Source organism: Aerococcus kribbianus, assembly GCF_026805545.1.
Taxonomy (GTDB): domain Bacteria; phylum Bacillota; class Bacilli; order Lactobacillales; family Aerococcaceae; genus Aerococcus; species Aerococcus kribbianus.
Map to the genome: position 1 here is coordinate 640,833 of NZ_JAPRFR010000001.1, position 24,518 is coordinate 665,350.

Annotated in this window: 25 protein-coding genes; 12 read left to right on the forward strand and 13 right to left on the reverse strand. The window is 39.9% G+C overall.

What is annotated here, in order from left to right:
* Positions 1 to 29: 29 nt before the first annotated feature.
* Positions 30 to 569 carry a bifunctional pyr operon transcriptional regulator/uracil phosphoribosyltransferase PyrR gene (pyrR, locus tag OW157_RS02990; RefSeq protein WP_268751849.1) on the reverse strand — a complete coding sequence of 180 codons (540 nt, stop codon included), beginning with the start codon at positions 567 to 569 and terminating at the stop codon, positions 30 to 32.
* 107 nt (positions 570 to 676) lie between these two features.
* Here pyrR and OW157_RS02995 point away from each other — a divergent pair, with 107 nt between their 5' ends.
* From OW157_RS02995 to OW157_RS03005, 3 genes are all read left to right on the forward strand, one after another.
* The gene (locus tag OW157_RS02995; RefSeq protein WP_268751850.1) at positions 677 to 1,033 is read left to right on the forward strand and encodes an iron-sulfur cluster biosynthesis family protein; all 357 of its coding nucleotides are present in this window, start codon (positions 677 to 679) and stop codon (positions 1,031 to 1,033) included.
* Complete coding sequence (locus OW157_RS03000) at positions 1,030 to 2,355, forward strand: hydroxymethylglutaryl-CoA reductase, degradative (protein WP_268751851.1); 1,326 nt, start codon at positions 1,030 to 1,032, stop codon at positions 2,353 to 2,355. The genes OW157_RS02995 and OW157_RS03000 overlap by 4 nt, the downstream gene beginning before the upstream one ends.
* Positions 2,356 to 2,470: 115 nt before the next feature.
* The gene (locus tag OW157_RS03005) at positions 2,471 to 3,124 is read left to right on the forward strand and encodes a YczE/YyaS/YitT family protein (RefSeq protein WP_268751852.1); all 654 of its coding nucleotides are present in this window, start codon (positions 2,471 to 2,473) and stop codon (positions 3,122 to 3,124) included.
* Between the two features lie 109 nt (positions 3,125 to 3,233).
* On the opposite strand, the gene OW157_RS03010 is transcribed toward OW157_RS03005, so the two are convergent.
* The 6 genes from OW157_RS03010 to uxuA form a co-directional block, all read right to left on the reverse strand.
* Positions 3,234 to 4,409, reverse strand: coding sequence for a hydroxymethylglutaryl-CoA synthase (locus OW157_RS03010; RefSeq protein WP_268751853.1), 1,176 nt, complete (start codon positions 4,407 to 4,409; stop codon positions 3,234 to 3,236).
* 205 nt (positions 4,410 to 4,614) lie between these two features.
* The gene (uxaC, locus tag OW157_RS03015; protein WP_268751854.1) at positions 4,615 to 6,027 is read right to left on the reverse strand and encodes a glucuronate isomerase; all 1,413 of its coding nucleotides are present in this window, start codon (positions 6,025 to 6,027) and stop codon (positions 4,615 to 4,617) included.
* Positions 6,028 to 6,076: 49 nt separating this feature from the next.
* A complete protein-coding gene (locus tag OW157_RS03020; protein WP_268751855.1) occupies positions 6,077 to 6,718 on the reverse strand; it encodes a bifunctional 2-keto-4-hydroxyglutarate aldolase/2-keto-3-deoxy-6-phosphogluconate aldolase in 642 nt (213 codons plus the stop codon).
* Between the two features lie 21 nt (positions 6,719 to 6,739).
* Entirely contained in the window at positions 6,740 to 7,588 is an 849-nt protein-coding gene (locus tag OW157_RS03025; RefSeq protein WP_268751856.1) for an HAD family hydrolase, read from the reverse strand.
* 103 nt (positions 7,589 to 7,691) lie between these two features.
* The gene (locus OW157_RS03030) at positions 7,692 to 8,537 is read right to left on the reverse strand and encodes an SDR family oxidoreductase (RefSeq protein WP_268751857.1); all 846 of its coding nucleotides are present in this window, start codon (positions 8,535 to 8,537) and stop codon (positions 7,692 to 7,694) included.
* Between the two features lie 42 nt (positions 8,538 to 8,579).
* Complete coding sequence (gene uxuA, locus OW157_RS03035) at positions 8,580 to 9,665, reverse strand: mannonate dehydratase (protein ID WP_268751858.1); 1,086 nt, start codon at positions 9,663 to 9,665, stop codon at positions 8,580 to 8,582.
* A 389-nt stretch (positions 9,666 to 10,054) separates the two neighbouring features.
* Here uxuA and OW157_RS03040 point away from each other — a divergent pair, with 389 nt between their 5' ends.
* Complete coding sequence (locus OW157_RS03040; RefSeq protein WP_268751859.1) at positions 10,055 to 10,741, forward strand: RluA family pseudouridine synthase; 687 nt, start codon at positions 10,055 to 10,057, stop codon at positions 10,739 to 10,741.
* A 447-nt stretch (positions 10,742 to 11,188) separates the two neighbouring features.
* On the opposite strand, the gene rpiA is transcribed toward OW157_RS03040, so the two are convergent.
* A complete protein-coding gene (gene rpiA, locus OW157_RS03045; RefSeq protein ID WP_268751860.1) occupies positions 11,189 to 11,863 on the reverse strand; it encodes a ribose-5-phosphate isomerase RpiA in 675 nt (224 codons plus the stop codon).
* A 212-nt stretch (positions 11,864 to 12,075) separates the two neighbouring features.
* On the opposite strand from rpiA, the gene OW157_RS03050 reads away from it, so the two are divergent.
* Positions 12,076 to 12,816 carry a hydrolase gene (locus tag OW157_RS03050; RefSeq protein WP_268751861.1) on the forward strand — a complete coding sequence of 247 codons (741 nt, stop codon included), beginning with the start codon at positions 12,076 to 12,078 and terminating at the stop codon, positions 12,814 to 12,816.
* Between the two features lie 22 nt (positions 12,817 to 12,838).
* Positions 12,839 to 13,966, forward strand: a complete 1,128-nt coding sequence (locus OW157_RS03055; protein ID WP_268751862.1) for a M24 family metallopeptidase — start codon at positions 12,839 to 12,841, stop codon at positions 13,964 to 13,966.
* A 102-nt stretch (positions 13,967 to 14,068) separates the two neighbouring features.
* Here the strand turns inward: OW157_RS03055 and OW157_RS03060 are convergent, their stop codons facing one another.
* Positions 14,069 to 14,380, reverse strand: coding sequence for a hypothetical protein (locus OW157_RS03060; protein WP_268752774.1), 312 nt, complete (start codon positions 14,378 to 14,380; stop codon positions 14,069 to 14,071).
* Between the two features lie 81 nt (positions 14,381 to 14,461).
* Here OW157_RS03060 and OW157_RS03065 point away from each other — a divergent pair, with 81 nt between their 5' ends.
* The 4 genes from OW157_RS03065 to OW157_RS03080 all read left to right on the forward strand — a co-directional run bounded on the left by OW157_RS03065 (position 14,462) and on the right by OW157_RS03080 (position 18,505).
* The gene (locus OW157_RS03065; RefSeq protein ID WP_268751864.1) at positions 14,462 to 15,007 is read left to right on the forward strand and encodes an aromatic acid exporter family protein; all 546 of its coding nucleotides are present in this window, start codon (positions 14,462 to 14,464) and stop codon (positions 15,005 to 15,007) included.
* Between the two features lie 118 nt (positions 15,008 to 15,125).
* Positions 15,126 to 16,340, forward strand: a complete 1,215-nt coding sequence (gene metK / locus OW157_RS03070) for a methionine adenosyltransferase (RefSeq protein ID WP_268751865.1) — start codon at positions 15,126 to 15,128, stop codon at positions 16,338 to 16,340.
* A 151-nt stretch (positions 16,341 to 16,491) separates the two neighbouring features.
* The gene (gene alr / locus OW157_RS03075) at positions 16,492 to 17,631 is read left to right on the forward strand and encodes an alanine racemase (protein WP_268751866.1); all 1,140 of its coding nucleotides are present in this window, start codon (positions 16,492 to 16,494) and stop codon (positions 17,629 to 17,631) included.
* Positions 17,632 to 17,665: 34 nt separating this feature from the next.
* Positions 17,666 to 18,505 carry a helix-turn-helix transcriptional regulator gene (locus OW157_RS03080; RefSeq protein WP_268751867.1) on the forward strand — a complete coding sequence of 280 codons (840 nt, stop codon included), beginning with the start codon at positions 17,666 to 17,668 and terminating at the stop codon, positions 18,503 to 18,505.
* Positions 18,506 to 18,561: 56 nt separating this feature from the next.
* Here the strand turns inward: OW157_RS03080 and OW157_RS03085 are convergent, their stop codons facing one another.
* Positions 18,562 to 19,539, reverse strand: a complete 978-nt coding sequence (locus OW157_RS03085) for a tetratricopeptide repeat protein (RefSeq protein WP_268751868.1) — start codon at positions 19,537 to 19,539, stop codon at positions 18,562 to 18,564.
* Between the two features lie 280 nt (positions 19,540 to 19,819).
* Between OW157_RS03085 and OW157_RS03090 the strand changes: the two genes are divergently transcribed.
* The gene (locus OW157_RS03090) at positions 19,820 to 20,749 is read left to right on the forward strand and encodes an AraC family transcriptional regulator (RefSeq protein WP_268751869.1); all 930 of its coding nucleotides are present in this window, start codon (positions 19,820 to 19,822) and stop codon (positions 20,747 to 20,749) included.
* A 65-nt stretch (positions 20,750 to 20,814) separates the two neighbouring features.
* On the opposite strand, the gene OW157_RS03095 is transcribed toward OW157_RS03090, so the two are convergent.
* Together OW157_RS03095 and OW157_RS03100 are read right to left on the reverse strand one after the other, a co-directional pair.
* Positions 20,815 to 21,396, reverse strand: a complete 582-nt coding sequence (locus OW157_RS03095; protein ID WP_268751870.1) for a hypothetical protein — start codon at positions 21,394 to 21,396, stop codon at positions 20,815 to 20,817.
* Between the two features lie 45 nt (positions 21,397 to 21,441).
* A complete protein-coding gene (locus OW157_RS03100; RefSeq protein ID WP_268751871.1) occupies positions 21,442 to 22,371 on the reverse strand; it encodes a YitT family protein in 930 nt (309 codons plus the stop codon).
* 252 nt (positions 22,372 to 22,623) lie between these two features.
* Between OW157_RS03100 and trhO the strand changes: the two genes are divergently transcribed.
* Positions 22,624 to 23,598, forward strand: a complete 975-nt coding sequence (gene trhO / locus OW157_RS03105; RefSeq protein WP_268751872.1) for an oxygen-dependent tRNA uridine(34) hydroxylase TrhO — start codon at positions 22,624 to 22,626, stop codon at positions 23,596 to 23,598.
* Positions 23,599 to 23,682: 84 nt separating this feature from the next.
* Here trhO and OW157_RS03110 read toward each other — a convergent pair whose 3' ends face one another.
* A complete protein-coding gene (locus OW157_RS03110; protein ID WP_268751873.1) occupies positions 23,683 to 24,345 on the reverse strand; it encodes a helix-turn-helix transcriptional regulator in 663 nt (220 codons plus the stop codon).
* Positions 24,346 to 24,518 lie beyond the last annotated feature (173 nt).

Genomic DNA, 24,518 nt, shown 5'->3' on the forward strand with positions numbered 1-24,518 from the left:
ATAGGCAAATTCCCTGTCCTTGTCAAAACTTATTCAGGCTTGTGTAAGACTACCCGATCTTCGCCATCAATTTCCTCTAAATGAACAGTAACCTTCTCATGACGAGAGGTGGGGATATTTTTGCCGATGATATCAGGACGAATCGGCAATTCACGGTGTCCCCGATCAACTAATACCACCAAAGAAATACGTTGGGGACGACCATTATCCATAATAGCATCCATAGCTGCTCGGATAGTACGTCCTGTATAGAGAACATCATCCACGAGAAAAATATGCTTACCAGTAAAATCCTGACCAATGCTTTCATGGAGGGCTTGGCGGTCAGCCATCTGCACGACTTGGTCATCACGGTAGGCTTTAGTTTCTAGTTCGACAAAGGGTACTTCCACTCCTTCTAATTCCTTGATACGATCAACCATTCGTTGCCCTAACCAAGCGCCACGCGTTTTAATCCCCACAATAACGATATCGTGAATGCCTTTATTCCGTTCAATCAATTCATATGTCATCCGGGTCAAGGCTCGTTTCATGGCCGCTTTGTCAACAATTTCTACACTCTGTTCCATTAGACACATCCTTTTCCTGACTTTTTCTTTATTCTAATGAATGCTAGGCTTTTTCGCAAGAATCTAGCCAAAATATGTTATGATTTTAGTAAAAGGAGAGACAAAAAATGAAAGTAAACATCAGCCAAACTGCCATAGACCAGCTTCAATCTCTACATTTGTTTTCTAACCTTTGTTTAACGACTAGTCAAAACTTAAGCCCTGAAAACTCTGGGCCAAACCACCTAATTTTAATAGGCAATGTTAGTGATTTCACTCCCTATGATCAGACGATTAACTCGCATGTTGGTAAAATCCACCTAAACTCTGATAGTTTACGTATCTTAGCCCATGACAATGAAATCGATTATGATCATTACCGCCAGGCCTTCATACTTTTGGTGGATGGCCAATTAGTCGAAGATAACATCCAAGTCCTTGATGCCAGCCTTAACACCAGCCCTAGAAAGGATACTAGCCTATGACCGCTAACCACTGGCAAGGCTTCTACAAGCTAAGCCGACAAGAGCGCATCCAACACTTGTTGGACCAAAAAATTATCAACCAAGACCAAGCCCAAAATTTACAGAACGGCCTAGGTCTTGACCCCCAAACCGCAGATGACATGGTAGAAAATCTTATTGGAACCTATCAATTGCCTTTTGCCTTGGTAATGAACTATCAAATTAACTCTAGAGATTTTCTTATACCGATAGCAACAGAGGAACCTTCCGTTGTTGCTGCTGCTTCTTATGCAGGAAAATTAGCTAAAGCCGGTGGTGGCTTCACTTCCCACGTAATAAAGCGGCTTATGACGGGTGAAATCGCAATCTTAAACGTTAAAGATCAAGAGGCTGCTGACCAACTCGCCCAAAACATTGACCAATCTGCTGAGGAAATTATCAATATAGCCAACCAAGCATATCCTTCTATCGTGAAACGAGGTGGTGGTTGTCAAAAAGTTTCTACCCATTACTATGCTGCCACTGAAGTAAACGAAGCTTTTTTTGTTGTCTATCTTCATATCGATAGCCAAGAAGCGATGGGTGCTAACATGATGAATACCATGTTAGAAGCTGTTAAAAATTCCTTCAACCAAGAGTTTGCTCAGCAGGAAGTCGATTATCATGCCTTTATGGCTATCCTCTCCAACCATAGCACTAATTGCTTGGTGACTAGTCAATGCCAGATTCCTGCCCAAGCCTTAGACCGCCCTGGACATGATGGTCGGCTGGTTGCCAAAGCTATCGCCCAAGCCTCCCAACTCGCTCAAGTTGATCCCTACCGAGCTGCTACGCATAACAAAGGGATTATGAACGGTATCGATGGCCTGGTGATTGCTAGCGGCAATGATTGGCGGGCCATTGAAGCCGCTTGTCATTCATATGCTAGTCGCGACGGTCATTACCGAGGACTCAGTCATTGGACCTATGATTCCTTTAACGAAAAATTACATGGTGAAATGACGCTTCCTCTTCCCTTAGCTAGTGTTGGAGGATCTATTGGAATTCATCCTAATGCCCAATTAGCTCATCAGTTGATGGGACATCCTGATGCCAAAACATTAATGACCATTGCAGCCTCTCTAGGTCTAGGTCAAAATCTGGCCGCCTTACGTGCCTTAGTATCAGAAGGTATCCAAGAAGGTCATATGCAGCTCCAGGCCAAGTCTCTAGCCATGCAAGCTGGAGCGCATAGCAATGAACTTTCTGGTGTGATTGCAATTTTAGAAACTATGCCCCACCTTAACCAAAGCAGTGCCAGAGAAGCTATAAAGCAATATCGCCTACAAAATAGCAACCATTAGCATTCATCCCCTAATCCATCTCTTGCATTTTTTATAATTTAGCAGGAGAATAAAGATTGGAGCTCAAAGTGATATCATCTATTGAGCCTTAGTTTTTATTTTAGGAGGAATGACTGTGACACGAAGAGAGTATTGGAGACGAACTGGATTATTTCTAGTTGGCTTGTTAATTATGAGTATTGGCGTGGCAATGACCAAGCACGCTAGCTTGGGAGTAACCCCAATTTCATCAATGGCCAATGTTTTCAGTGAACGCTTCCCACAACTTAGCTTAGGTAATTATTTAGTGATTTGGAATTTGATCTTAATCCTAGGTCAAATTTTTATTTTAAAAAATGAATTCCATTGGCGAGAATGGATTCAGTTACCTATTTCCTTTTTATTTGGCTTTTTTACTGACTTGGGAATGTCCCTGGTAGGTGGCATCCATTTAAATTCTTACTGGGCTTGCTTACTATTTCTTGCTCTAGCGACTCTCGTTTTAGCTTTGGGAGTAACCTTAACTGTCATTGCTGATATTTTCTTAAATTCAGCAGAGGCCTTCGTTCGTGCTGTGACAATGAAATCAAAACGTAATTTTGGTCAATGCAAGATAATTTTCGATATCTCTTGTGTTATCTTATCCATGGCCTGTTCCTTAGTTTTCTTTTCTGGCCATATTATCGGGACACGAGAAGGAACCCTTATTTCCGCTATTTTTACTGGCTACTTAGTGAACCGCTATGTTAATTATATTGGTCAACCCTTAGCGCACTGGCTAAAAAAATAATAGTTTTAGATAAAGTTTTCTATCACAAAAAAGCAGACCCAAAAGTAGCGGGTCTGCTTTTTGTTATCGTAAAAATTCTGCTTTACTTGCGGTGCGATTTATAATCCACTTAGTTATTATCTTGGCGTCTGCTATAGAGACGTTTGTGTTGATCTAGACCTACTAATTGGAAGGCCACATCTGCCTCAGCCGCCAATTCTTGTTTAGATCCATCCACATTTAAGGTTTGGCTGAACATGGTCTCATAGTCAGCCACCGAAAGTCGGTTTCGATTGGCTAGCATCGCTTCATGGTCGGCTTTAGCTAAGTGGTCTTGATAACCAGGCATTAATGTTAGGGAGTAAAACTCTGCCACTGCGCCTGATCCATAGCTATAAAGGCCAATACGATCACCCGCCTGTAACTGGCTATCTTGATCTAATAAGCTAAGTAAGCTCAAGTATAGTGACCCAGTATAGATATTACCAACATAACGATTATAATAACGAGAATTTTCAAAATGTGCTTGTAAGCTCTCTGCTTGGTCATCCGTGGCTTCAGGTAATAGTTGGCGCAAAGCTTTTAAGCCCATTTTAGTATAAGGCAAGTGGAAACAAACAGCTTGTAAATCCTCTAATGCCAACTGATTCTTTTCCTTGAAAGCTTGCCATACTTTATCTAAATAGTCTAAATACTTCACGGTTGAATAATGACCATCAACCTTGGCAGTGTCAGAGTAATTTGGCCGCCAAAAGTCCATAATATCACCGGTATAGTAAACGGCATCGTCATTAATCTGAGCAATGCGAGGATTAGTAGTGATTAGCAAGGCCACTGCACCAGCACCTTGGGTAGACTCTCCTGAGGACTCTAAACCATAGCGGGCAATATCAGAGGCAATAACTAAGGCCTTGCTCTCAGGATGACGGGCCACATGATTAACCGCTGACTGGAGTCCTGCTGTCGCCCCATAGCAAGCTTCCTTCATCTCAATACAACGCGCATAAGGATTAATATCTAATAAATCATGGACATAAATAGCAGCTGCCTTAGATTGATCAATACCGCTTTCAGTTCCGACAATCACATAATCAATAGCCATCTTATCTTCATCAGTCAATATGTCTTGCGCAGCATTACAAGCCATTGTTACAGGATCTTGGCTAATTGGGGGGACAGCCATCTTACTTTGACCGAGCCCTTGTAAAAACTTACCTGGCTCAACACCACGTGCTTCGGCCAATTCAGCCATATCTACATAATAACTAGGTGTATAAAAGCCTATCTTGTCAATCCCTATTTCCATTACTCAACCTCCTGAACTTTTTTGCATCAAAGTTAATTTTATCACAGGCCAAGCTTATCCAAGTAAAGTCTTGCTTAAAGTTAAGTGAAACTTAAGAAATGGCATCAAAGAAGCATCACTTTAAATAAAGGAAAAGGTGTCAGCATTTAAAACAGATGCCAACACCTTTATTAATTAGTTTTAAAGTTAGCTATTTCAAGAAAAACTATTTAGCAAAGTTGAAATATTCAACTGCATTATCGTAAGAAACATTCTTGATTAATTTTTCTAACAAGGCTTGGTCATTAGGGATTTCACCTTGTTCCACTAGACCACCGATATAGTCACAGAATAAACGACGGAAGTATTCGTGACGAGTGTAGGAAATGAATGAACGTGAGTCAGTCAACATTCCCACAAAATTCATCAATAGACCCGCTTCAGCTAGGGCTTTGAATTGTTTCAACATACCATACTTGGTATCGTTGAACCACCAACCAGAACCTAATTGAACTTTAGATTTAATGCCTTGATCATTGCCTTGGAAGTTAGCGGCCGCTGTACCAGCAATGTCGAAATAGCCTGGGTTCAATGGGTAAAGAATTAACTTAGGTAAGTGGTTAGTCTTATCCATTTCGTTAATTAAACCATTTAAGTTTTCTGCAACATTAGTTTGGTCATTAATAGAATCTAACCCAGCGTCTGGACCGATTTCTTTAAATAAACGTTCTTGGTTGTTACGAATAGCACCGAAGTGGATTTGCATTATAAAGTCATTTTCCGTATAAATACGACCTAATTCACGAATTAAGGCTGTTTGAAATTGACCGTATTCGTCTTCAGAAACAGCCTCACCTTTCGCTGCTTTTTGGAAGATGGCTTCAGCTTCGTCATCTGTTACTGGACGGAAAACAAGTTTACCTAAACCATGGTCAGAAACATTAGCTCCGTGATCCTTAAAGAATTTCACGCGATCTTCTAGGGACTCAACCAATTTGGCAAAAGAATCAATTTTAATCCCATTGGCTTTTTCCATCTTAGGCAAGAAGTCAACAAATTTTTGTTCACCTACTGCAAAGGCTTCATCAGGACGGAAGCTTGGTGCCACTACTACATCAAAACTATCATCTTCAGCAATTTGTTTGTGGTATTCTAAGCTGTCATATGGGTTATCGGTGGTTCCAATAAATTTCACATTAGAGCCTTCGATGAACTTACGAGCAGTTAAGTGTTCATCTTTTAATTTAGCATTTAATTGGTCATATATTTCTTCCCAATTGTCGCCGTTCAATAATTCATCAATGCCGAAGAAACGTTTCAATTCTAAGGCTGTCCAATGGTAAAGCGGGTTTCCGATTGTATTTGGTACTGTTTCTGCCCAAGCTTGGAATTTTTCCTTGGCAGAAGCATCGCCAGTGATATATTTTTCTTCAATTCCCATAGCACGTTCAGCACGCCATTTATAATGGTCACCACCAAGCCACAATTCAGTGATATCTGAAAATTCGTGGTCTTCAGCAATTTGTTGTGGGCTTAGGTGGCAGTGATAATCAAAGATTGGCATATCTTTGGCGTAGTCATGATAGAGTTGTTTAGCAGTTTCAGTTTGTAACATAAAGTCATCAGTAATAAAAGACATAAAATTCTCCTTTTCCTAATTTGGGTCGAGAGCTTTGGAATCAAAGACCTTATTTAAGGTTTTTTAATTTGTCTGCGAATTTTTGAGCTTCTTCACGAACAGAGTCTGGTCCTTCATTTTTGTAACGTTTCGTTAAGGCAGAACCAATACCTACTGCCCAAGCGCCTTTTTCGATCCATTCACCCATGTTGTCAAGGTTAACGCCACCTGAAGGCATGATTTCAACTTGTGGTAGCGGGCCATGGACGTCTTTGATGAAGCTAGTACCCAATAAACCACCTGGGAAAGCTTTAACAATTTCGCAACCAGCTTTTAAAGCATTTTGAACTTCTGTCACAGAGCCACAACCTGGAAGGTAAGGAACTGTATATAAGTTACAAATTTCGGCAATTTCAGGTACCCATGTTGGAGATACAATAAATTCAGCACCATTTAAAATGGCAATACGAGCGGTAATAGCATCAAGAACGGTACCAGCACCAACTACCATATCAGTGTCTTTAAATTCTTTGGCTAAACGCGCAATCACACGCTCAGCGCCTGGTGTTGAGAAGGTTACCTCTGCATTTTTAACGCCACCTTCGTAAGCAGCCTTAGAAATTTCATAACCAGCTTCTTCAGAGTCCCCACGCACCACTGCGAAGAGATAATTTTTTTGCATTTGTACTACTGATTCTGCTTTATTTGCCATCGATATAATCTCCTTCTCTAATTAAAAGTTTGCTAATAAATCATTGTAAGCCTGGATGAGACCATCTTCGTAGTCGCCACCGTATTCACCTGCTTGGAACTTAGCTAGGGCTTCATTTTTGAAACGTTCCCAAGAAGCTTTTTCATCATCAGGCATAATTGGATAGTAATGTACCCCGTTGTTTTGCGCCGCCTTCAAATCCCCAGGTGCGTCTCCAACCATAAGGACATTATCCTTGTCATAGCCTGCTTCTAATAATTTAGCAATGGCTACTTGCTTAGGTCCAACTTCTTGGCCACAAACCACATCAACATAGGTCATTAAGCCATGACGGTTCCACTCAGAGTCTAAGGCTTCTCCATTGGCTGATGAAACAATAGCAACATCTCCAGTTTCTTGGGCTTGGGCCAAGCCTTCCTTAGCCCCTGGGAATGGTTTATCACGACCAGTAAGTTCTTCATGAATCCCTTTGTTTACACGGTAAGACCAGTCTAGGGCCTTTTGTAGGGAGTCATCATCATTGCCTGCTTCGATATAAGCTTCTAAGGCACCATTTGATAACGAGTCAGTGGTGTCTGCCCATTCTGCTAAGGCAGTAATATCGATCAACTCTTCACCAGCTGCTTGAGCGTTTTGCAAGCAGATTACTAGGGCAGTAAAACGGTTAACTCCCCGAGTCGTTGAAAACAAGTTGACATGGTTCCAATCTTCTTGGAAGGCTTCTTTATTTTGGATACCAAAGACTTCAGCAGCAATTGGACCAAAGAATTCGTAATGTTTCACATTCATAGTGTCCATGGCACAGCCATCAGAGTCAACACAGATTAGTAGGTCGTTTTCTTTGGTAAATTCATTAATTGTTTTAGACATTTAATCCTCCTTGGATAGATAAAAAGGGACCCTGACAAAAGTATTCAATTGTCATGGTCCCTATACTTTAGCATTGAGGCTAATAATTACTGACTAACGGTGATTAAACACCTGAGTAGGCGTTGAATCCACCATCGATTGGCAATACTACACCATTTACAAAGCTAGCAGCTTCTTCTGAAGTCAAGTAGAATACCCCGCCAATTAATTCTTCAGCTTTACCAAAGCGTCCCATTGGTGTATTAGTGATGATTTTTTCACCACGAGGTTTTAATGTCTCATGGTCAGCTTCAAACATTAAGTCAATGTTTTGGTTAGATACTAAGAATCCTGGTGCAATAGCATTTACTCGTAAACCTGCATGTGAGAAGTGAACCGCTAACCATTCAGTGAAGTTAGAGATAGCAGCTTTGGCACCTGAATAAGCAGGGATCTTAGTTAATGGTGTAAATCCGTTCATTGAAGAAACATTTAAGATGTTAGCTCCTTCACGGCCTACCATATCTTTCGCAAAAACTTGTGTAGGTAATAAAGTACCTAAGAAGTTTAAGTTGAAAACAAACTCAATTCCTGATTGGTCAAGATCAAAGAAAGATTTTGTATCTGCATCTAAGTCATTGCTGTGGAATTCGTTGTCAGTCGTTGCTTTTGGACTGTTACCACCAGCACCGTTGACCAAAATATCCACTTGACCAAGGTCAGAATAAACTTGGTCACGAACAGCTTCTAGAGCTTCTTTGTCTAAAACATTAGCTTTGTAAGCCTTCGCTTTACCTTTACCTAAGGCATTAATTTCGTCTGCTTTAGCTTGAGCTGCTTCTTCGTTTAAGTCAAGTAGGGCAACAGCAGCACCTGCTTTGGCATATTCTTCAGCAAATTTACCAATCAATACACCACCAGCACCAGTTAATACAACGACTTTATCTGAAAAATCATAACTTACACTCATGAATTATCCCTCTTTCTGTCAATTAATACATGTTATTAGTTGTTATTTTGTTTTATCAGTGATTCCGAAATCAGGCGTCTTACCTGCAGCTTTCATAGCCGCTTCGTAAAGGCCATTGAAGTAAGTAGCACCTAAGGCACGGTCATAAAGGCCATAACCTGGTGTTTCGACTTGGTCTCCCCAAATACGACGACCATGGTCAGGACGGTTAGCCCCTTGCCAATCCGCATCAACTAACAATTTGATAACTTCATACATATCGATATCTCCGGCAGGTGATAGATGGGCAGTTTCTTGGAAGCCCCATTCATCGCGGGTGACATTACGGGTATGCATGAAATTAATCCGGTTACGATCTAAGGCGTATTTCATGATATCAAGCACATCGTTGGCTGGGTCAGAAGCATAAGAACCGACACACATAGTAATACCATTGTTTTCAGAGTCATAGATATCTAAGAAACGTTCAACGGCAGCCTTACCAGTGATAATACGTGGTAAACCAAAGATTCCGTATGGAGGATCATCTGGGTGGATGGCCATCTTAACACCAGCTTCTTCAGCAACTGGCATAATTTCTTTGATGAAGTATTCAAGGTTTTCCCATAATTTTTCTTCATCAACATTGTTACGGTAGTAGTCAACAATTTCAGCAAGTTCTTCTTTGCTGTATGAGGCATCCCAACCTGGTAAGGATAATTCACCAGATACTGGGTCAACTTTTTCGACGTCTTCTTTAATGAAGGCAAGTGATGTTGAGCCATCAGGTAAGGCATGTTCTAAATCAGAACGTGTCCAGTCAAAAACTGGCATAAAGTTGTAACATACTACGGGAATGCCTGCCTTACCGACATTACGGATACTTTCTTTATAGTTTTCAATTAATTCATCACGATTATCCTTACCCATTTTGATATCTTCATGGACAGGAATCGATTCAATCACAGAGATGTGAAGACCATTATCTTCCACTTCTTTTTGTAATTTTTGGATATTTTCCAAAGGCCAAGCTTCTCCAACTGGGACATCATAGACAGCAGTAACAATTCCTTGCATTCCTGGAATCGCACGGATATCCTTAAGCGATACAGGATCATTAGGTCCATACCATCTGAAGGTCATTTCCATAGTATATTGTCTCCTTTGTTTTACATGTGTAACACATTTATTTTTTGAGTAAAGCCTTTTCTTGCTTACTCAAGCACTTTCATTTTACCGCAGTTTTTATTGGCTTTCAAGTGAAAATGGCTAATTTTGCAAAATGAAAGCAAATTAGTAAAACGCATACTTATTCTTACTAGCTTTCGCTTGACTTACTCTTTTATGGTATAATTTATGCAAGCGTCATGATAAAAAGTCGTATAGATTGGGATTTATTCTCTCTTTTATCATGAAATTGAAACAAGTGAAAACAAGTAACCATGGTAAAAGATAGCAATTATCCACTCATTCACAAAAAAATCAAAAAATAAGCAATTTTTGCAAACAATTACTTTTATACTATCAAGGAGGCCCGTATGGACCAAGATGTCATTTATGAAGATAACCACTTATTAGTGGTCAATAAACCCGTAAACATGCCCGTTCAAGCTGACAAGTCCCAAGATCCTGACTTACTCACTGCTGCCAAACACTATATTAAGAAAAAATATAATAAACCCGGAGCCGTCTATCTAGGTCTCGTTCATCGCTTAGATCGACCTACTGGTGGTGCCTTGGTTTTTGCTCGCACGTCAAAGGCAGCTAGTCGTTTAAGCAAGCAATTACAAAAAAATGAATTCGACCGGCAATATTTGGCGATTCTTCATGGACACTTAGAACATAGTCAAGGCCAGCTGCATAATTATCTCCTTAAAGACAAAGCTAAGAATATTGTCTCGGTTGTTGATTCCAAAACGCCCCAAGCCAAAGAAGCTCTATTAGACTATAAATTATTAGCCAGTGACGAAGACTATAGCTTGGTTCAAGTGCGTTTACATACAGGACGATCTCATCAAATCCGAGTTCAATTTTCTAATATAGGCCACCCTCTCTATGGGGACCAAAAATACGGTGCGGACTACAATCGAAAAGGCCAACAACTGGCTTTATGGGCTTGGCAACTATCCTTTAAGCATCCGACTTTAAAAGATTGGATGACCTTCCATTCTGAACCCTTTAAGACTGAACCATGGACCCGTTTTGCCGAAAGTTTTAATTGGTAAAAAAGTGCACATAGCTGGACCAGTATCATAAACTGTAATAATTTTTAGAATATCCACCTAAGCGGTTAGGACTTTTGTCACAGCCGCTTTATTGTATGCGAATTGTTATCTGGATTCGACCTGCTAAAGAATAGTTTTGCTAGGCTAGTGCGCACTTTGAAGGGGGAGTTTGTTGAAAAGGCAATTGTGCGCACAAAAAAAGAAATAGTGCGCACAATCTGGGATTGTAGGCACTATTCCTCTTTTTAGTCTAAGGCTTCTGTTCTTAACGACTTTTGTCACATCCTTTTAGTTGAGCTCTTACCGCTTTTACTCACATCCTGTTTAGTCAGGCTCCAAAAGTCAGAACAGACTGCCTTTCCTAAAATCCCTCAGATGGCTGTTTGCCATCTTTCGCGTTTTAGTCCAAGGCTTCTGTTCTTAACGACTTTTGTCACACCCTATTGTTTATTTTTCAATAATTTGACAATTGCCGTCTTTAGCTAAGATTACTTTGTCAGCAATGTCCAAGAACAACCCATGTTCTACCACACCCACTAGGTGTATCAGTTCTTCTGAAAGGGCTTGGGCATCCGTGATTCCTTCCAAATGAAGGTCGATAATATAATGCTCATTGTCAGTAAGGTAAGGTTCCCCCTCGTCATTAACACGTAGGGTGGGTTGATAACCCTTGTCAGTAAAATAAGCCAAGAGGTGTTTACTTCCTTCACGAATTACCTCAACAGGTAGAGGAAAGGAACCTAGCTGACTGACTTCCTTGCTATGGTCCGCAATCCAGATTACTTCCTTACTATTGCTGGCGATAATTTTTTCAATCAACAAGGCACCGCCCCCACCTTTTATTCCATTTAATTGCGGGTCAAATTCATCGGCTCCATCGATGGTAAGATCTACCCCATCCACTTCATCGACAGAATACATTTTAATCCCATTTTTTTCTGCTAACCTAGCTGTTTCTAACGAGGTAGGGACGCCAGAAATTTTAAGCCCTTCCTCACTAATCCGCTTAGCCAATGCCATAACAAAATAATAGGCGGTTGACCCTGTCCCCAAGCCGACTACCATCCCGTCACTAACAAATTCTGCCGCTCGTTCGCCTACCATTTTTTTCTCATTTACCATTTATTTGTCTCCTTTATTCGTCTTCTTACCAGCTAATCAAATCAAGTCTATCTTACGACCAAAGCCTGTAAATGTCTAGATTTATTCTATCCGTCTTTTTCGCAATTAAAATTACAAAAAACTCATAAAATCATCACGCAATCATTATTCTTTTTCAAGCTTTTGTCGTACAATGTAAGAAGCAATTTAAGATTTTAAAGGAGGTTGCCCTAATGGCAAAAGAATCCCCTATCATTACCTCGCACTTTCGTAAAGATATGATTATGGTGCCTGAAGTAATTAATGAAGCTTCTGGTATTCGCATTTTTGGACGGACCTTAAAATCCTTTGTTTTCACTACCGATGTTGCTATTATTCAATATTGTAATGCCGATGCTGTTTTAGCGGTATATCCTTTTTCACCTCATCCAGCTATTATCTCTGCGGTATCTTCTGTTTCAAGCCGACCTGTTTTTGCTGGCGTTGGTGGCGGAACTACTCAAGGGAAACGGAGTGTTGATATCGCTCTCTTTGCCGAAGCTAGTGGCGTTATGGGGGTAGTGGTTAACGTGCCAATGTCCACTGATAATATCCTGGATATTGAGAAAACGGTCGATTCACCCATTGTGGGCACCGTCGTTTCTGCCTACAATGATATCCCTTCCCGGTTGACGGCTGGTGTTGATATTCTTAACGTTTCTGGTGGCAAAGATACCGCTGATATCGTTCGCCGTATCCGACGTGACCATCCCGATATTCCTATTATTGCTACTGGAGGCAAAGAAGAGAAATCGATCAAAGCTGTCATTGATGCCGGCGCCAATGCTATCTCTTGGACCCCTCCTACCACTGCACAAATCTTTAAGGATAAAATGGTCAACTACCGGAAAGATCGCCGCGAAGCCTTCATTGAAAGCCATGACGGTATGACATTGAATGAATATGAGGAATACGTTGAGGAACAAAATCATTAATTAATTAAAGGAGGACTTGCTTATGCCAAGCGAACACCAAAAACGACTTAAGACCCTACAAGCTTACCTAATAGAAAAAAACTTGGATACAATGATTATTAGCGATCCAGCTGCTATCGCTTATTACATAGGAGTCAAATTTGACCCTATGGAACGTTTATGGCTTTTACTTGTTCCTCAAGAAGGGCCAAGTCAGGTGATTGCCAATGAACTCTTTGTGCTTGATGATTTACAAGTCGATGATCTAAGCATTACTTGGGTCAAAGATACCCATACCATTAGCCAAGCTTTCCAATCTTTGGTCTATCCCTTAGACCAAGAAAAACATTTGCAAGTGGGAATCGATAAAAATTGGCGAGCTGGCCAGTTCCTACCTATTGCTGCTGATTACCCTAATGCGACCTTTACATTAGCCTCTGATATCGTTGACCAACAGCGGGCGATTAAAACAATTGAAGAGCAAAAGGCTATGCGTTTAGCATCAGAGATCAACGATCGGGCAATGGGGCGATTAATTCAAGAAGTTTTACCCCTCGGCTTAAGTGAGCTCGAAGCAGTAGATCGCTTGAAAACTATTTATGCTCAAGAAGGAGCTGATTCAGGCTTTAGTTTTGACCCAATAATCGCTTATGGTGGTAATGGGGCTGATCCTCACCATGAACCTGACCATAGTAAACCTCTTCCAGGTGATGCTATTGTTATCGATATCGGCTGCCAACATCAAGGCTACTGTTCTGATATGACTCGAACTGTTTATTACGGGGAAGTCAGTGATTTGGATCGTAAACTTTATAACTTGGCTAAGCAAGCCAACCAAGCAGGAATTGAGGCAGTAATTTGCGGTCAGCCTCTTAGCAGCGTTGACCAAGCTAGCCGTAATGTCATTGCTAAGCAAGGCTATGATGAAAACTTCACCCATAGAACTGGTCACTTTATTGGCCAAGAAACACATGAAGCCGGCGATGTATCAGCGAGCAATCATACCCCGATTCAAGCTGGAAATATTTTCTCTATCGAACCAGGAATTTATCTTAGCGGCCAAACCGCTGTACGGATTGAAGACTTAGTCATTGCTCATGAAGATAGCGTGGAAGTGATTAATCATTATTCTAAAGACCTCACCGTCATACCCCTAGCAAAAACAGAATAACCAAAAAGAGGGACATGAAAACCGCGACCAAAAGGTAAAAGTGTCCAATAGAAAACGAGGCTGGGCCTTTTGCCCCAGCCTCGTTTTCTATTGTTTTACATCCTAATTAAATAATCCTTGGGCAAAATGATAGATTTCTGGTCCGAGCAGCCAGATAATAATAACAGCAATGAGTATAATAATCGCCGCGAAAACCAATCGACCTGGATATTTAGGGTTGGACCACCGCCATTGTTTTTCTTTTTGACGAGAGAAGTAAATTTCATTGGTATCTTGATTATCATTAGAGGAGCGCACGTGATCTTGAACGCGAAAATGTTCCGCTGAAAACTCTGTTGTTGCTTGATTCAGTTCCTGCTGATCTTCTTTTTCTTGCATATAATCCTGCCATTTTCGATAAGTTTTACGTTTCACGCCATCCCCTCCTTATTTTTTCTTGTTAATTAAAGTATAATAGAAACAAGTTAATTTTCAAATTAAGATGAGGAGATTCTTATGACAAAAGGTCATCGTTTTCATATTGGAATGCGAATGTTTAAGACGGCACTTAGCATTAGCCTTGTTAATCTTTGCTATCACTTTATCCCAGCTGCTTCAGCTCAAATTGCTAGTATAGCCGCCGTTTATTCGCAGCGCGCCAACTTCAGCCAATCCTTAACCTTTGCAAGACACCGTTTGTCCGGCATGGTAGTGGGCGGATTGGCCGCTTTAGGGACAATATTTCTTTTAGACTACCTACCAGAACATTACTTGATCCATAGCTTACTCGCTGGCTTAGGCGCCCTCTTTACCCTATGGTTATGCAATCTCACCCATAGCGAAAAAGCAGTAGTAGGGGCATCAGCCACCTTCTTTATCATTTTCTATACGATTCCCGAATCCAACCGTTATGCTTACGCCATTATGCGAACCTTGGATACTTTTGTAGGAGGCATTATTGCCTTAGGAGTAGAGTTCATACTCCCAAGAGAGCGTACGGTGCGTTTGGTAGCCTATTACAATGATAAGGTTCCCCAATGGCTGCAGATCAAACATCGGTAAAATTCCCTTAAAAAGGGGCTATTATGGCAAATTATATTTGACAGGGCCTAAAAAATAAGGGAAAATCTATCATAGCAATCCGTAGGCCACAAGCGGAAATAATCTTTAGGAGGAAACTATGGTAAGTGAACGTAAATTATTTACAAGTGAGAGTGTCACTGAAGGGCACCCTGACAAAATCGCTGATCAAATCAGTGATGCAATCCTAGATGCTGCTTTGGCAAAGGATCCTTACAGTCGTGTTGCCTGTGAAACAGTAGTCAACACTGGTTTAGTGGTATTGGTAGGTGAAATCACTACTACTGCCCAATTAGACTACCAAGAAATTGTGAGAGAAACCGTTAAAAAAATTGGTTATGACCGGGGGAAATATGGTTTTGACGCTGAAAACCTGGCTGTTTTAGTGGCATTAGACCAACAGTCCCCAGACATTGCCCAGGGAGTCAACCACTCCTTAGAGGAAAAAACAACCGGCCAAAATAATGAAGAAAGCGAACGCGACAGTGCCTTAGGGGCCGGGGACCAAGGACTTATGTTTGGTTATGCTTCTGATGAAACGCCAGAATTCATGCCCCTACCTATTACCTTGTCCCACCGCATCACACGTCGGCTAGCTGAAGTACGTAAGAACGGCGAATTGGCTTATCTTCGCCCTGACGGTAAGGCCCAGGTCACTGTTGAGTATGATGAAAACAACCAAGCTCAACGTATTGATACTATCGTTTTATCAACTCAACACGATGAAGATGTTTCCCAAGAACAACTTCACCAAGATATGATTAATACTGTTATTACCACTGTAGTCCCAGCAAATCTTATTGATGATAAAACGCGCTACTTGATTAACCCAACAGGACGTTTTGTTATCGGTGGCCCAAAAGGGGATTCCGGTTTAACGGGTCGTAAAATTATTGTTGATACTTATGGCGGTATGGCACGCCACGGTGGCGGTGCCTTCTCTGGTAAGGATCCGTCCAAGGTAGACCGGTCAGCATCTTATATGGCTCGTTATATTGCTAAGAATATTGTTGCAAGTGGCCTAGCTAAACGTTGTGAAGTTCAACTGGCTTACGCTATTGGTGTGGCTGAACCAGTATCAATTCGTGTTGATACTTTCAGTACTAGCCAGAAAAACGATGATGACTTAATTGCTGCTATTCGTGAAATTTTCCAAGTCTCTCCATCCGGTATTATCAATAGCTTAAATTTAAGACAAGCTATTTACAGTCCGACTGCCTCTTATGGCCATTTCGGACGGCAAGCAGAAGATACTTACTTCCCTTGGGAAGAAACAGACAAGGTAGATGCTTTAAAAGCTTACTTCGCTGAATAAGATAAACAAACTAATTTGACTAGTTTAGAGGTTGGGAACTTTCCCAACCTCTTTGCCTTTACTTAAAAGCTTTTTTTCTTTAAATTTTTACGGTAAACTTAAATTGAATACAAAAAATTATCAGCATTAACGATAGATAGGATTTGATGATATGATTCCAGGAATTAACCGGCCCAGTGCTGTTCACGTATCAAAAACAGCCGTCCTCAATAATTACCATAAAATTAAAGATGCCCTTCCCGAAGGAACAAAGGTCTTAGCAGTGGTTAAGGCAGATGCTTATGGTCATGGCGCCGTTCCCTTATCACTCGCCTTATCAGAAAGTGGGGTTGACGGCTTCTGCGTTGCCATCTCAGATGAAGCCAGAGAACTCCGCCAAGCAGGCATCATTGAACCATTGTATATTCTTGGTTTAACACCAGCCGAAGAAGCTTGGAATTTGGCGCAAGAAGAAATTGGAGTAACAGTTTCTTCACTGGACTACTTGAAAAAAGTAATTGCTCTCGCTCCTAACCAAGTTGACCACCCCTTACTCATCCATCTCAAAGCCGATACGGGCATGGGAAGAATTGGTCTCAACCAGGCTGAGGATTTGCAAATTTTAATTGATTTCATTAGTGACCACCAAGACTACTTGCAATTGGAGTCAGTATTTACCCATTTTGCAACAGCAGATACAGTCAGTGATTATGACCAAGAAATCATGAACCAACAAAACCAAGCTTTCCAAGCGATTAGGGCGAAACTCGATTTTTCTCAACTCAAGCAACACCCTTTTTTCCATCAGTCCAACTCTGCCCTATCTTTATGGCATCCTGATTTGACTCTAGATGCGGCCCGACTAGGCATTGCCATGTATGGGGTTAATACTACCAATTATGACCTAGACTTGCCGTATTCTTTAGAAGCGGCCTTAAGTTTGACAACAGAAATTGTTTATTGCAAAAAAGTTGCCCCTGGCCAAACAATTTCTTACGGAGCCACTTACCAAGCTGAAAGCCAGGAATGGATTGCTACTCTACCCATTGGCTATGCAGATGGTTGGCCTCGCTGTATGACTGGATTTGAGGTCTTAGTCGACGGCCACCCTTGTCCAATTGTAGGCCGAGTTTGCATGGACCAATGTATGATTCGACTACCACACCATTATCCTATTGGCACTCCAGTGACTCTGATTGGTCATAACAAGGATAAGGTTATTGCCGTAGAAGATATCGCTAAATATGCTAACACTATTGGGCATGAAATTCTTTGTGGTCTTTCTAACCGGCTACCACGTATTTACCATTAATGATTCATTACTTGCTTAAATAGGAGGTCAAGACATGGTGTCTTCAATCCCTTTTCGCTTGAAAACAAAAACCATTACCACTGATACCCTTGCTAATTATAATCAAATTTCTTTTCATCGCTCAGAAATTATTTTCGCTAAAAAACCTTTAATTATAGCTATTGCCGATACCCAAATCCAATTAAATGTCCATCATATTGCTATCCTGCCTAGCCAAATGGATCGGAAAATTTATTTTCCTGACCATCGCCCTCGCTCAGCTAGCAATCATGCAGGCTATCTATTATCTATTTCCAATCATTATCTTGAGGCAATTGCCGAAAACTTTATCGCTTTACCAGAGTTAAATCATATCTTTGATGATCCACATATCCTGCATTATTCCTATAACAGTTGGCAGCATTTACTGGAGATTATTGAACAAATTGACCAACGTTTATCAGTAAACATTTCTGATTTAGAACGTAAAATCATTTTTGCGCTCACGTCACAACTATTTTTGGAACTTTTTGATATGTTAGTCCATTTTAATTCTGAACAGTTAAATCTCGATGAACGAGAACAACTGGCTTACCAAATTAAGGCCTTTGTTGAAAACAACTTTGTTAGTGATCTTACCCTATCCCAAGTAGCTGAACAATTTCAAGTATCTAATTCCACGGTCAATCGGCTCTTTCATAGCTATTTTGACAAAACTTTCTACCGCTTTTTATTGGAGAAACGTTTGCAAGTCGCCCATCATTACTTGGCTCATGGAGAATCGGTCACAGACTCCTGGCAGCAGGCAGGTTTCAATGACTATAGTAATTTTTATCGTGCTTTTAAACGTTACTTCAACTACCGTCCCCATGAAACGAAAAATCATAAAAATTAAAGAAAAAAACTCGCCAAGCAGGCGAGTTTTTTAGTATGAATACTGAGCAGGTTTTCTTAGAGGTCATGACAACGGTCTAAAGCCGCCATGACTTCTTGTAATTCTGCTTTTAATTCAGAATTGGATTGCTTATCGGTATAATTAGCCAAGGCTGCTACCATGTCTTCATTAGGATAATGATTTAGACTCAGTTTTTTCAGAACTTCTGCTCTTGGCATAGCGACTAAAACATCCTTGTCTACTTGACCTTCCAAATCACTTATAACTGTTTTAACAGCCTCAGTGCTTTGCCAGTCTTGACTCAGTTCATAGAGACGGTAGGCAATCTCCCAGTCTTCCTTAGAGGCATAAAAAGCCCCTAAAAGGAAAAAACCTTGTGCTAGCTCCTCACAAGTCACAGAATGTTTGAGCGCTGATAAAATGGTCGGATAAGACATACCGAACTGGTTCATTTCCTGGTAGAGATGAGCCAATTCATAATAAATTGAACTATCATAGGGATTCCATAGAATCGCTTGCTGATAATTTTCTGCCGAATCACGCCAGTCATTACCTTTGAATAAAAGTTGCGCATAGAAACGATACAGACCTGCATAATCACGTTTGGTTGGCTGTAATTCAATTTCTGGTCCATTATCAAAATAGAACTTAAACTGATCAATCGCAGAAAAAATGGCCAAATGTTTTTCATTCATCTTAGGTCGTAAATTGGAGAAATCATCTTCCATTTTGCGGATAAATAAAGCTGTTTCAAACTGTGCTCTAATAGGTTCTTGGTCAAAAAGTTGCCGCATCCGGTCAATAAATTCTGCATCTCCAGACTGATCAATATCTGTTAACATTGTCTCCAATGATTCAGATTTGTCAGCATAGGCAGCAGTTAAATATTGGTCCAAGGCTTGGACGAAGGTTTCATCTTCAATATAATCAAAATTATCACGCAAGGTCACTGCAATATTGCGTAGGTCGGTTTCAAAATCACCAGTTTTTTGAATGACAATCTTATTTAATAGGTCATCACTATCTTTTTTCATCTCTATCGCTCCTTACAAGCTTGCCTTAAATAAAGGGCACTAGTTATTCTAGCGGTATTGGCAAAATAATCAAGTCATTTTACACTTTCTTAACAAAGTGATTTGATTTTCTGCAAACTCAGACCAATCGCAAAATAGAAAAAAAGGCGAATTAGTCTAACGTAACTATTTTATCATAATGTAAACGGTAAAATCCAAATTATTGCCCCTTTATTCTTTGCAATTTTTGTTATATACTGAATGAGATGAGTAAAAACCATAATTAGAAGAGGTGTCTCTAATGGAAGTAGCTAAACTATATACGCAACAAAATTTTTTCAGTTTAAATTATCATGATGAACGTCACCAAGAACTAAAAAGTTCCTTTAATGGGGTGCCTCATTTTGGTATTAATACCACGGAATACGCTGATGCCACAGCGCTATGGCATGAACATGATCATTTAGAATTATTTGTTTACATGGGGAATCTTTGCCATTATAAAATTGACCAACGTGAATATGCCGTCTACAAGGGCGATATCTTACTTATCCCTCCATATACTCCCCACCAACTCAATAGTGAAAAAGGCATTAATAATAGTCGTTATGTTGCAATGGTTCCCGAAAATATATTGCAGCAATTTACTGAAGTCAATCCTAGCAAAGCCAAGGTATTTAAAAAGTTCCTGTCTGAGCCAGGACATTTCCGTTTAGAAGCCGAAAGTATTGATTCCGTGACTGATGAACTCAGCAAAATTATGACTTATTCTGATGATAAAGCAACAGATGTCTCCTTCATCACTGCCTATCATCTCTTGCGGGCCATGACAACTATTTTTCAATCCCATAAATTACCTTATATTTCTGGTAACTATCAGGATGATCGTCACTTTAGTCATATTATCTATTTTATCGATCAACATTTCCGCGAATCTGACTTACAATTGCAACGGATAACCGAAGAATTTGGTATTTCTCCTTATTACTTCTCCAAACTCTTCCGAAAAGAAATGAACCTCAACTTCCATGAATACTTAGTCAAAAAACGAGCCCACTACGCTGCGCGTTTAATGCGGGAAATCCCTAAAAATAAAATGTCTCTACAAGAAGTTTCGGATGATTCTGGATTTGGAGACTATTCGACTTTCTACCGAAGTTTCAAAAAAGTTTATAATGAATCACCCAAAAACTATATTAAAAACCATACCAATGAAGATTTGATGGTATAAATAAAAAACAGCTGGATTTCTAAATAAGAAGTCCAGCTGATTTTTTATTCATTTTTACCGTCATCTTACTGACCATTTTCATCAGATTTAAAGGAAGAGAAACGATCACGTAAGTCTTGACGAAACTCTTCAATCGGAGTCACCTTGACAAAGGAATCTGGTCTAAAGCGTGGCCGGTAGTCTTCAGGAAAATCATCAAATTCAGGTCCAGTAAAAAGATATTTCTCCATCTCCTCATCTGACATAGTCGAAAAATATGCAAAAGGAATGGTGTCATCCGTGAGCCGACCATTACGCAGGCGTTTAATGAAATGGGGAATATTATTCAAGTCGTAATAATAAGCAAAATACATTTCACTACGCCGTTTTTCTATCGGTGTCCGACTATACTCAATCAAAATTTTCAATAAGGCTTGCTGTTCCAAAACGTTTCGTTTCTCAAAACCAGGAAAGGTTGTACGCAACATATAAGGTGCTTCTAGACTAACTTCTGCTAATTTGGCATCATCATCATAAATTTTGAGTACCCGATAAGTTTGACCAAGCTTGTCTTCTTTGCTTCGGGTCGCATAGTAATTTTCAATAAACCCCAATTGATTGAGGCGGCTATACAATTCCTCTGTGCGCATACCCAACAGTCCTTTCACCACTTTTATCCTAAGTATACCTTAAAAGTAACTGAAGTTCATCCTTTAAAGCTGTTCTTGGGTGCCATGCTTACTTTCGACTGCTTTTTTCTTAGGGCGCTTGAAGTGCTGGGTTGGCTTAATATTATAGGTAAAGCCTTCACCTGTTACCTCAGAAACCGTTGACACATACAAGAAGGCACGCATATCCACTTCATGAAGGTGACGTTTCAATTCAATCATATCGGATCGGTTAATGACAGTAATAATTACTGCACGGGGTGCCTTGGTATAACCCCCCTTGGCATTGTAAATTGTGGTTGCCCGATGCAATTCTGTCAGGATAAAGTCATTAATTGTTCCACCATGTTCAGAAATAATGGTGACTTGGAATTTAACATTTCCCCCGGACATAATCTTATCAACAATTTGTGAGTTTAATAAAATACCAATTGATGCATATAGTCCGCGATCAACCCCAAAAATCAACATCACAAACATTAAGACAGTCAAGTCTACAATCATCACAGACAAGGCAAAGGGTATGGGAGTATGCATATTAATTATTTTACCTAAAATATCTGTTCCTCCAGTAGAAGCTCCAGCATTATATACTGTCCCTAAACCTACTGCCATAATAACTACCCCAAGAATCAAGTTAACAATACTATCATCAGCCACTGGACCATTAAGGGGCATAAATCGTTCAAATAAGCCATAGAAGAAAGAATATAAAACAATGGAAACGATGGTTGTTCCACCAAAATCCTTACCCACAAAAATAATCCCTAAACTTAGCAGAAATAAGTTAACAATTAACAAAATGAGTGAATAAGGTAAACCAATGAAGTGATCCAGAACAATTGTAATTCCGGCAGTTCCTCCACCCACTAATTCATCAGGAACTAAAAAGAAATATAGCCCTATAGTCATTAAGAATGTTCCTAGGGCTACCATTAATAATTGCGTTAAATTTAATCGTTTGATTGCTTCCATTTCATCCTCTCCTTTTCCCTTAGTCTCAACATATTCGACTATAGCAAATATACAATTTATGTGCAATCTTTTCATTTAGAATTTCAATTTATTTTTCATCCTAGAAAATTGTCGCCTTTGTCGCTAGATAAAATCAGCTTATAACTTGACAAAAGTCGCTATATCTGAAGCCTTACTTGATTCATTTATTAAATTTCGGTATAATTAGGGATTGTAGCTAGAATAAGACAACTTTACTTTGGAGGTAAAATTATGTCAAAAGATTATGAAGTGTTACTATACTATAAATATGTTGATATTGACGATCCTGAACAATTTACTAAAGACGAATTAATGTTCTGTAAATCCATTGGCCTACGTGGCCGTATTTTGATTTCTGATGAAGGAATTAACGGAACTGTTTCCGGACCCAAAGAAGTTACCAAAAAATACATGGACCATATGCACGCCATGGATAAATTTTCAGACTTATGGTTTAAAATCAACGAAGCTGACGACTATGCGCACAAGAAAATGTTTGTCCGCTATCGTCCCGAAATTGTTTCACTAAAATTAGACGAGGATCTCGACCCTAACCAAATTACAGGTAACCATCTAGATCCTAAAGACTTCCGAACAGCCATGCAAGATGAAGATACTGTCCTCATTGATACCCGTAATGATTATGAGTATGAACTTGGGCATTTCCAGGGAGCTATCAATCCAGATATCCGGGCATTCCGTGAGCTTCCGCAATGGTTACAAGACAACAAAGACAAGTTCATGGACAAAAAAGTACTCGTTTACTGTACTGGTGGTGTCCGTTGTGAAAAACTATCTGGGTACTTAGTACGCGAAGGTATTGGTAAAGAAATTGGTCAGCTAAATGGCGGTATCGAAAACTATGGTCAAGACGAAGAAACACGTGGCGATCTTTGGGAAGGTAAAATGTATGTTTTCGATGAACGGATTTCTGTTCCTATCAACCGAGTATCACCAAGCGTTATCGGAGAAGACTATTTCGATGGCACACCATGTGAACGTTACGTTAACTGTGGTAACCCAGAATGTAACCGCCAAATGTTAGCATCCGAAGAAAACCAAGAGAAATACTTAGGAGGTTGCTCACACGAGTGTCGGGTACACCCACGTAACCGTTATATCCAAGCAAAAGGTTGGTCTACCCAAGAAGTCGCTGACCGGCTAGCAGCTATCGGCGAAGAGTTACCAGCAACTGTTGAATTTTAATCTAATCACTATAACAAAAGAAGCGTCTTGCCAATGTGGCAAGACGCTTCTTTTTTAATGGATTTTTTAGTTCATAAATTACCTTTAATTAATCATTTTGCGGTAACGGTAAACACTGGGCTCAGAAATATTTAGCGCTTCCGCCACCTTAGTGACTGCTCCCTTGATTTGGAAAACACCTTTGTCATCCAAGCGATCAATAATTTCAACTTTGTATTGCTTGGTTAATTGCACATTATCATCAATGGTTTTAGTATCGATAACTTGAGCAATAATGTCATCGACACTTTGCGACAAGACTTCAATCGGATCATCCGACGCATCTTTGTCTGTGGAGGCTTGGTCAGGATGCCACAAGTCATTAGGAATATTGAGGTGATTCATTAATTCATCAAGCATAGCTACTGATTGACTGGTATCACGATTAATACAAATCATGCCTAATAAATGATTATTATCATCTTTAATAAAGAATGTTGATCCCCATAATGTTTTATTATCAATGGTTTTGGTACGATAACCACTAATGTAGGGAACTTCCTTATGACGCTCATCCTTAATCAAATCTAAGGCAAATTGGGTGATTGGTGAATCAATTGTTCGCCCACTGATTTGCCCATTAACGATTTCTGCCATATAAACTTCATTATCTCTGATGATATGAAGAATAATTTCAAATTCATCGCCCAATAAGTCGCCCAAAAAATGCACTAAGTTTATATAGTTAGTTGGTTTAAATTCAGTCATCTCATATTCACATCCTTTCACTGACATTTTACGCTGTGCTTAAATTATAACCTAAATAAATAAAAAGGCAATCGCATTCATTGATAAAATGCATAAAGGTATTGTGCTTTTTTTGAATAAATAATAATTTATCATTCTGATAATAAATTATTGACAACGCTTACCTAAGCCCT

Bases quoted from the DNA above. Each gene is read 5' to 3' on its own strand.
- pyrR (WP_268751849.1), bottom strand. From the start codon at position 569: ATGGAACAGAGTGTAGAAATTGTTGACAAAGCGGCCATGAAACGAGCC.
- OW157_RS02995 (WP_268751850.1), top strand. From the start codon at position 677: ATGAAAGTAAACATCAGCCAAACTGCCATAGACCAGCTTCAATCTCTA.
- OW157_RS03000 (WP_268751851.1), top strand. From the start codon at position 1,030: ATGACCGCTAACCACTGGCAAGGCTTCTACAAGCTAAGCCGACAAGAG.
- OW157_RS03010 (WP_268751853.1), bottom strand. From the start codon at position 4,409: ATGGAAATAGGGATTGACAAGATAGGCTTTTATACACCTAGTTATTAT.
- uxaC (WP_268751854.1), bottom strand. From the start codon at position 6,027: ATGTCTTTTATTACTGATGACTTTATGTTACAAACTGAAACTGCTAAA.
- OW157_RS03020 (WP_268751855.1), bottom strand. From the start codon at position 6,718: ATGGCAAATAAAGCAGAATCAGTAGTACAAATGCAAAAAAATTATCTC.
- OW157_RS03025 (WP_268751856.1), bottom strand. From the start codon at position 7,588: ATGTCTAAAACAATTAATGAATTTACCAAAGAAAACGACCTACTAATC.
- OW157_RS03030 (WP_268751857.1), bottom strand. From the start codon at position 8,537: ATGAGTGTAAGTTATGATTTTTCAGATAAAGTCGTTGTATTAACTGGT.
- uxuA (WP_268751858.1), bottom strand. From the start codon at position 9,665: ATGGAAATGACCTTCAGATGGTATGGACCTAATGATCCTGTATCGCTT.
- OW157_RS03040 (WP_268751859.1), top strand. From the start codon at position 10,055: ATGGACCAAGATGTCATTTATGAAGATAACCACTTATTAGTGGTCAAT.
- rpiA (WP_268751860.1), bottom strand. From the start codon at position 11,863: ATGGTAAATGAGAAAAAAATGGTAGGCGAACGAGCGGCAGAATTTGTT.
- OW157_RS03050 (WP_268751861.1), top strand. From the start codon at position 12,076: ATGGCAAAAGAATCCCCTATCATTACCTCGCACTTTCGTAAAGATATG.
- OW157_RS03055 (WP_268751862.1), top strand. From the start codon at position 12,839: ATGCCAAGCGAACACCAAAAACGACTTAAGACCCTACAAGCTTACCTA.
- OW157_RS03065 (WP_268751864.1), top strand. From the start codon at position 14,462: ATGACAAAAGGTCATCGTTTTCATATTGGAATGCGAATGTTTAAGACG.
- metK (WP_268751865.1), top strand. From the start codon at position 15,126: ATGGTAAGTGAACGTAAATTATTTACAAGTGAGAGTGTCACTGAAGGG.
- alr (WP_268751866.1), top strand. From the start codon at position 16,492: ATGATTCCAGGAATTAACCGGCCCAGTGCTGTTCACGTATCAAAAACA.
- OW157_RS03080 (WP_268751867.1), top strand. From the start codon at position 17,666: ATGGTGTCTTCAATCCCTTTTCGCTTGAAAACAAAAACCATTACCACT.
- OW157_RS03085 (WP_268751868.1), bottom strand. From the start codon at position 19,539: ATGAAAAAAGATAGTGATGACCTATTAAATAAGATTGTCATTCAAAAA.
- OW157_RS03090 (WP_268751869.1), top strand. From the start codon at position 19,820: ATGGAAGTAGCTAAACTATATACGCAACAAAATTTTTTCAGTTTAAAT.
- OW157_RS03100 (WP_268751871.1), bottom strand. From the start codon at position 22,371: ATGGAAGCAATCAAACGATTAAATTTAACGCAATTATTAATGGTAGCC.
- trhO (WP_268751872.1), top strand. From the start codon at position 22,624: ATGTCAAAAGATTATGAAGTGTTACTATACTATAAATATGTTGATATT.
- OW157_RS03110 (WP_268751873.1), bottom strand. From the start codon at position 24,345: ATGACTGAATTTAAACCAACTAACTATATAAACTTAGTGCATTTTTTG.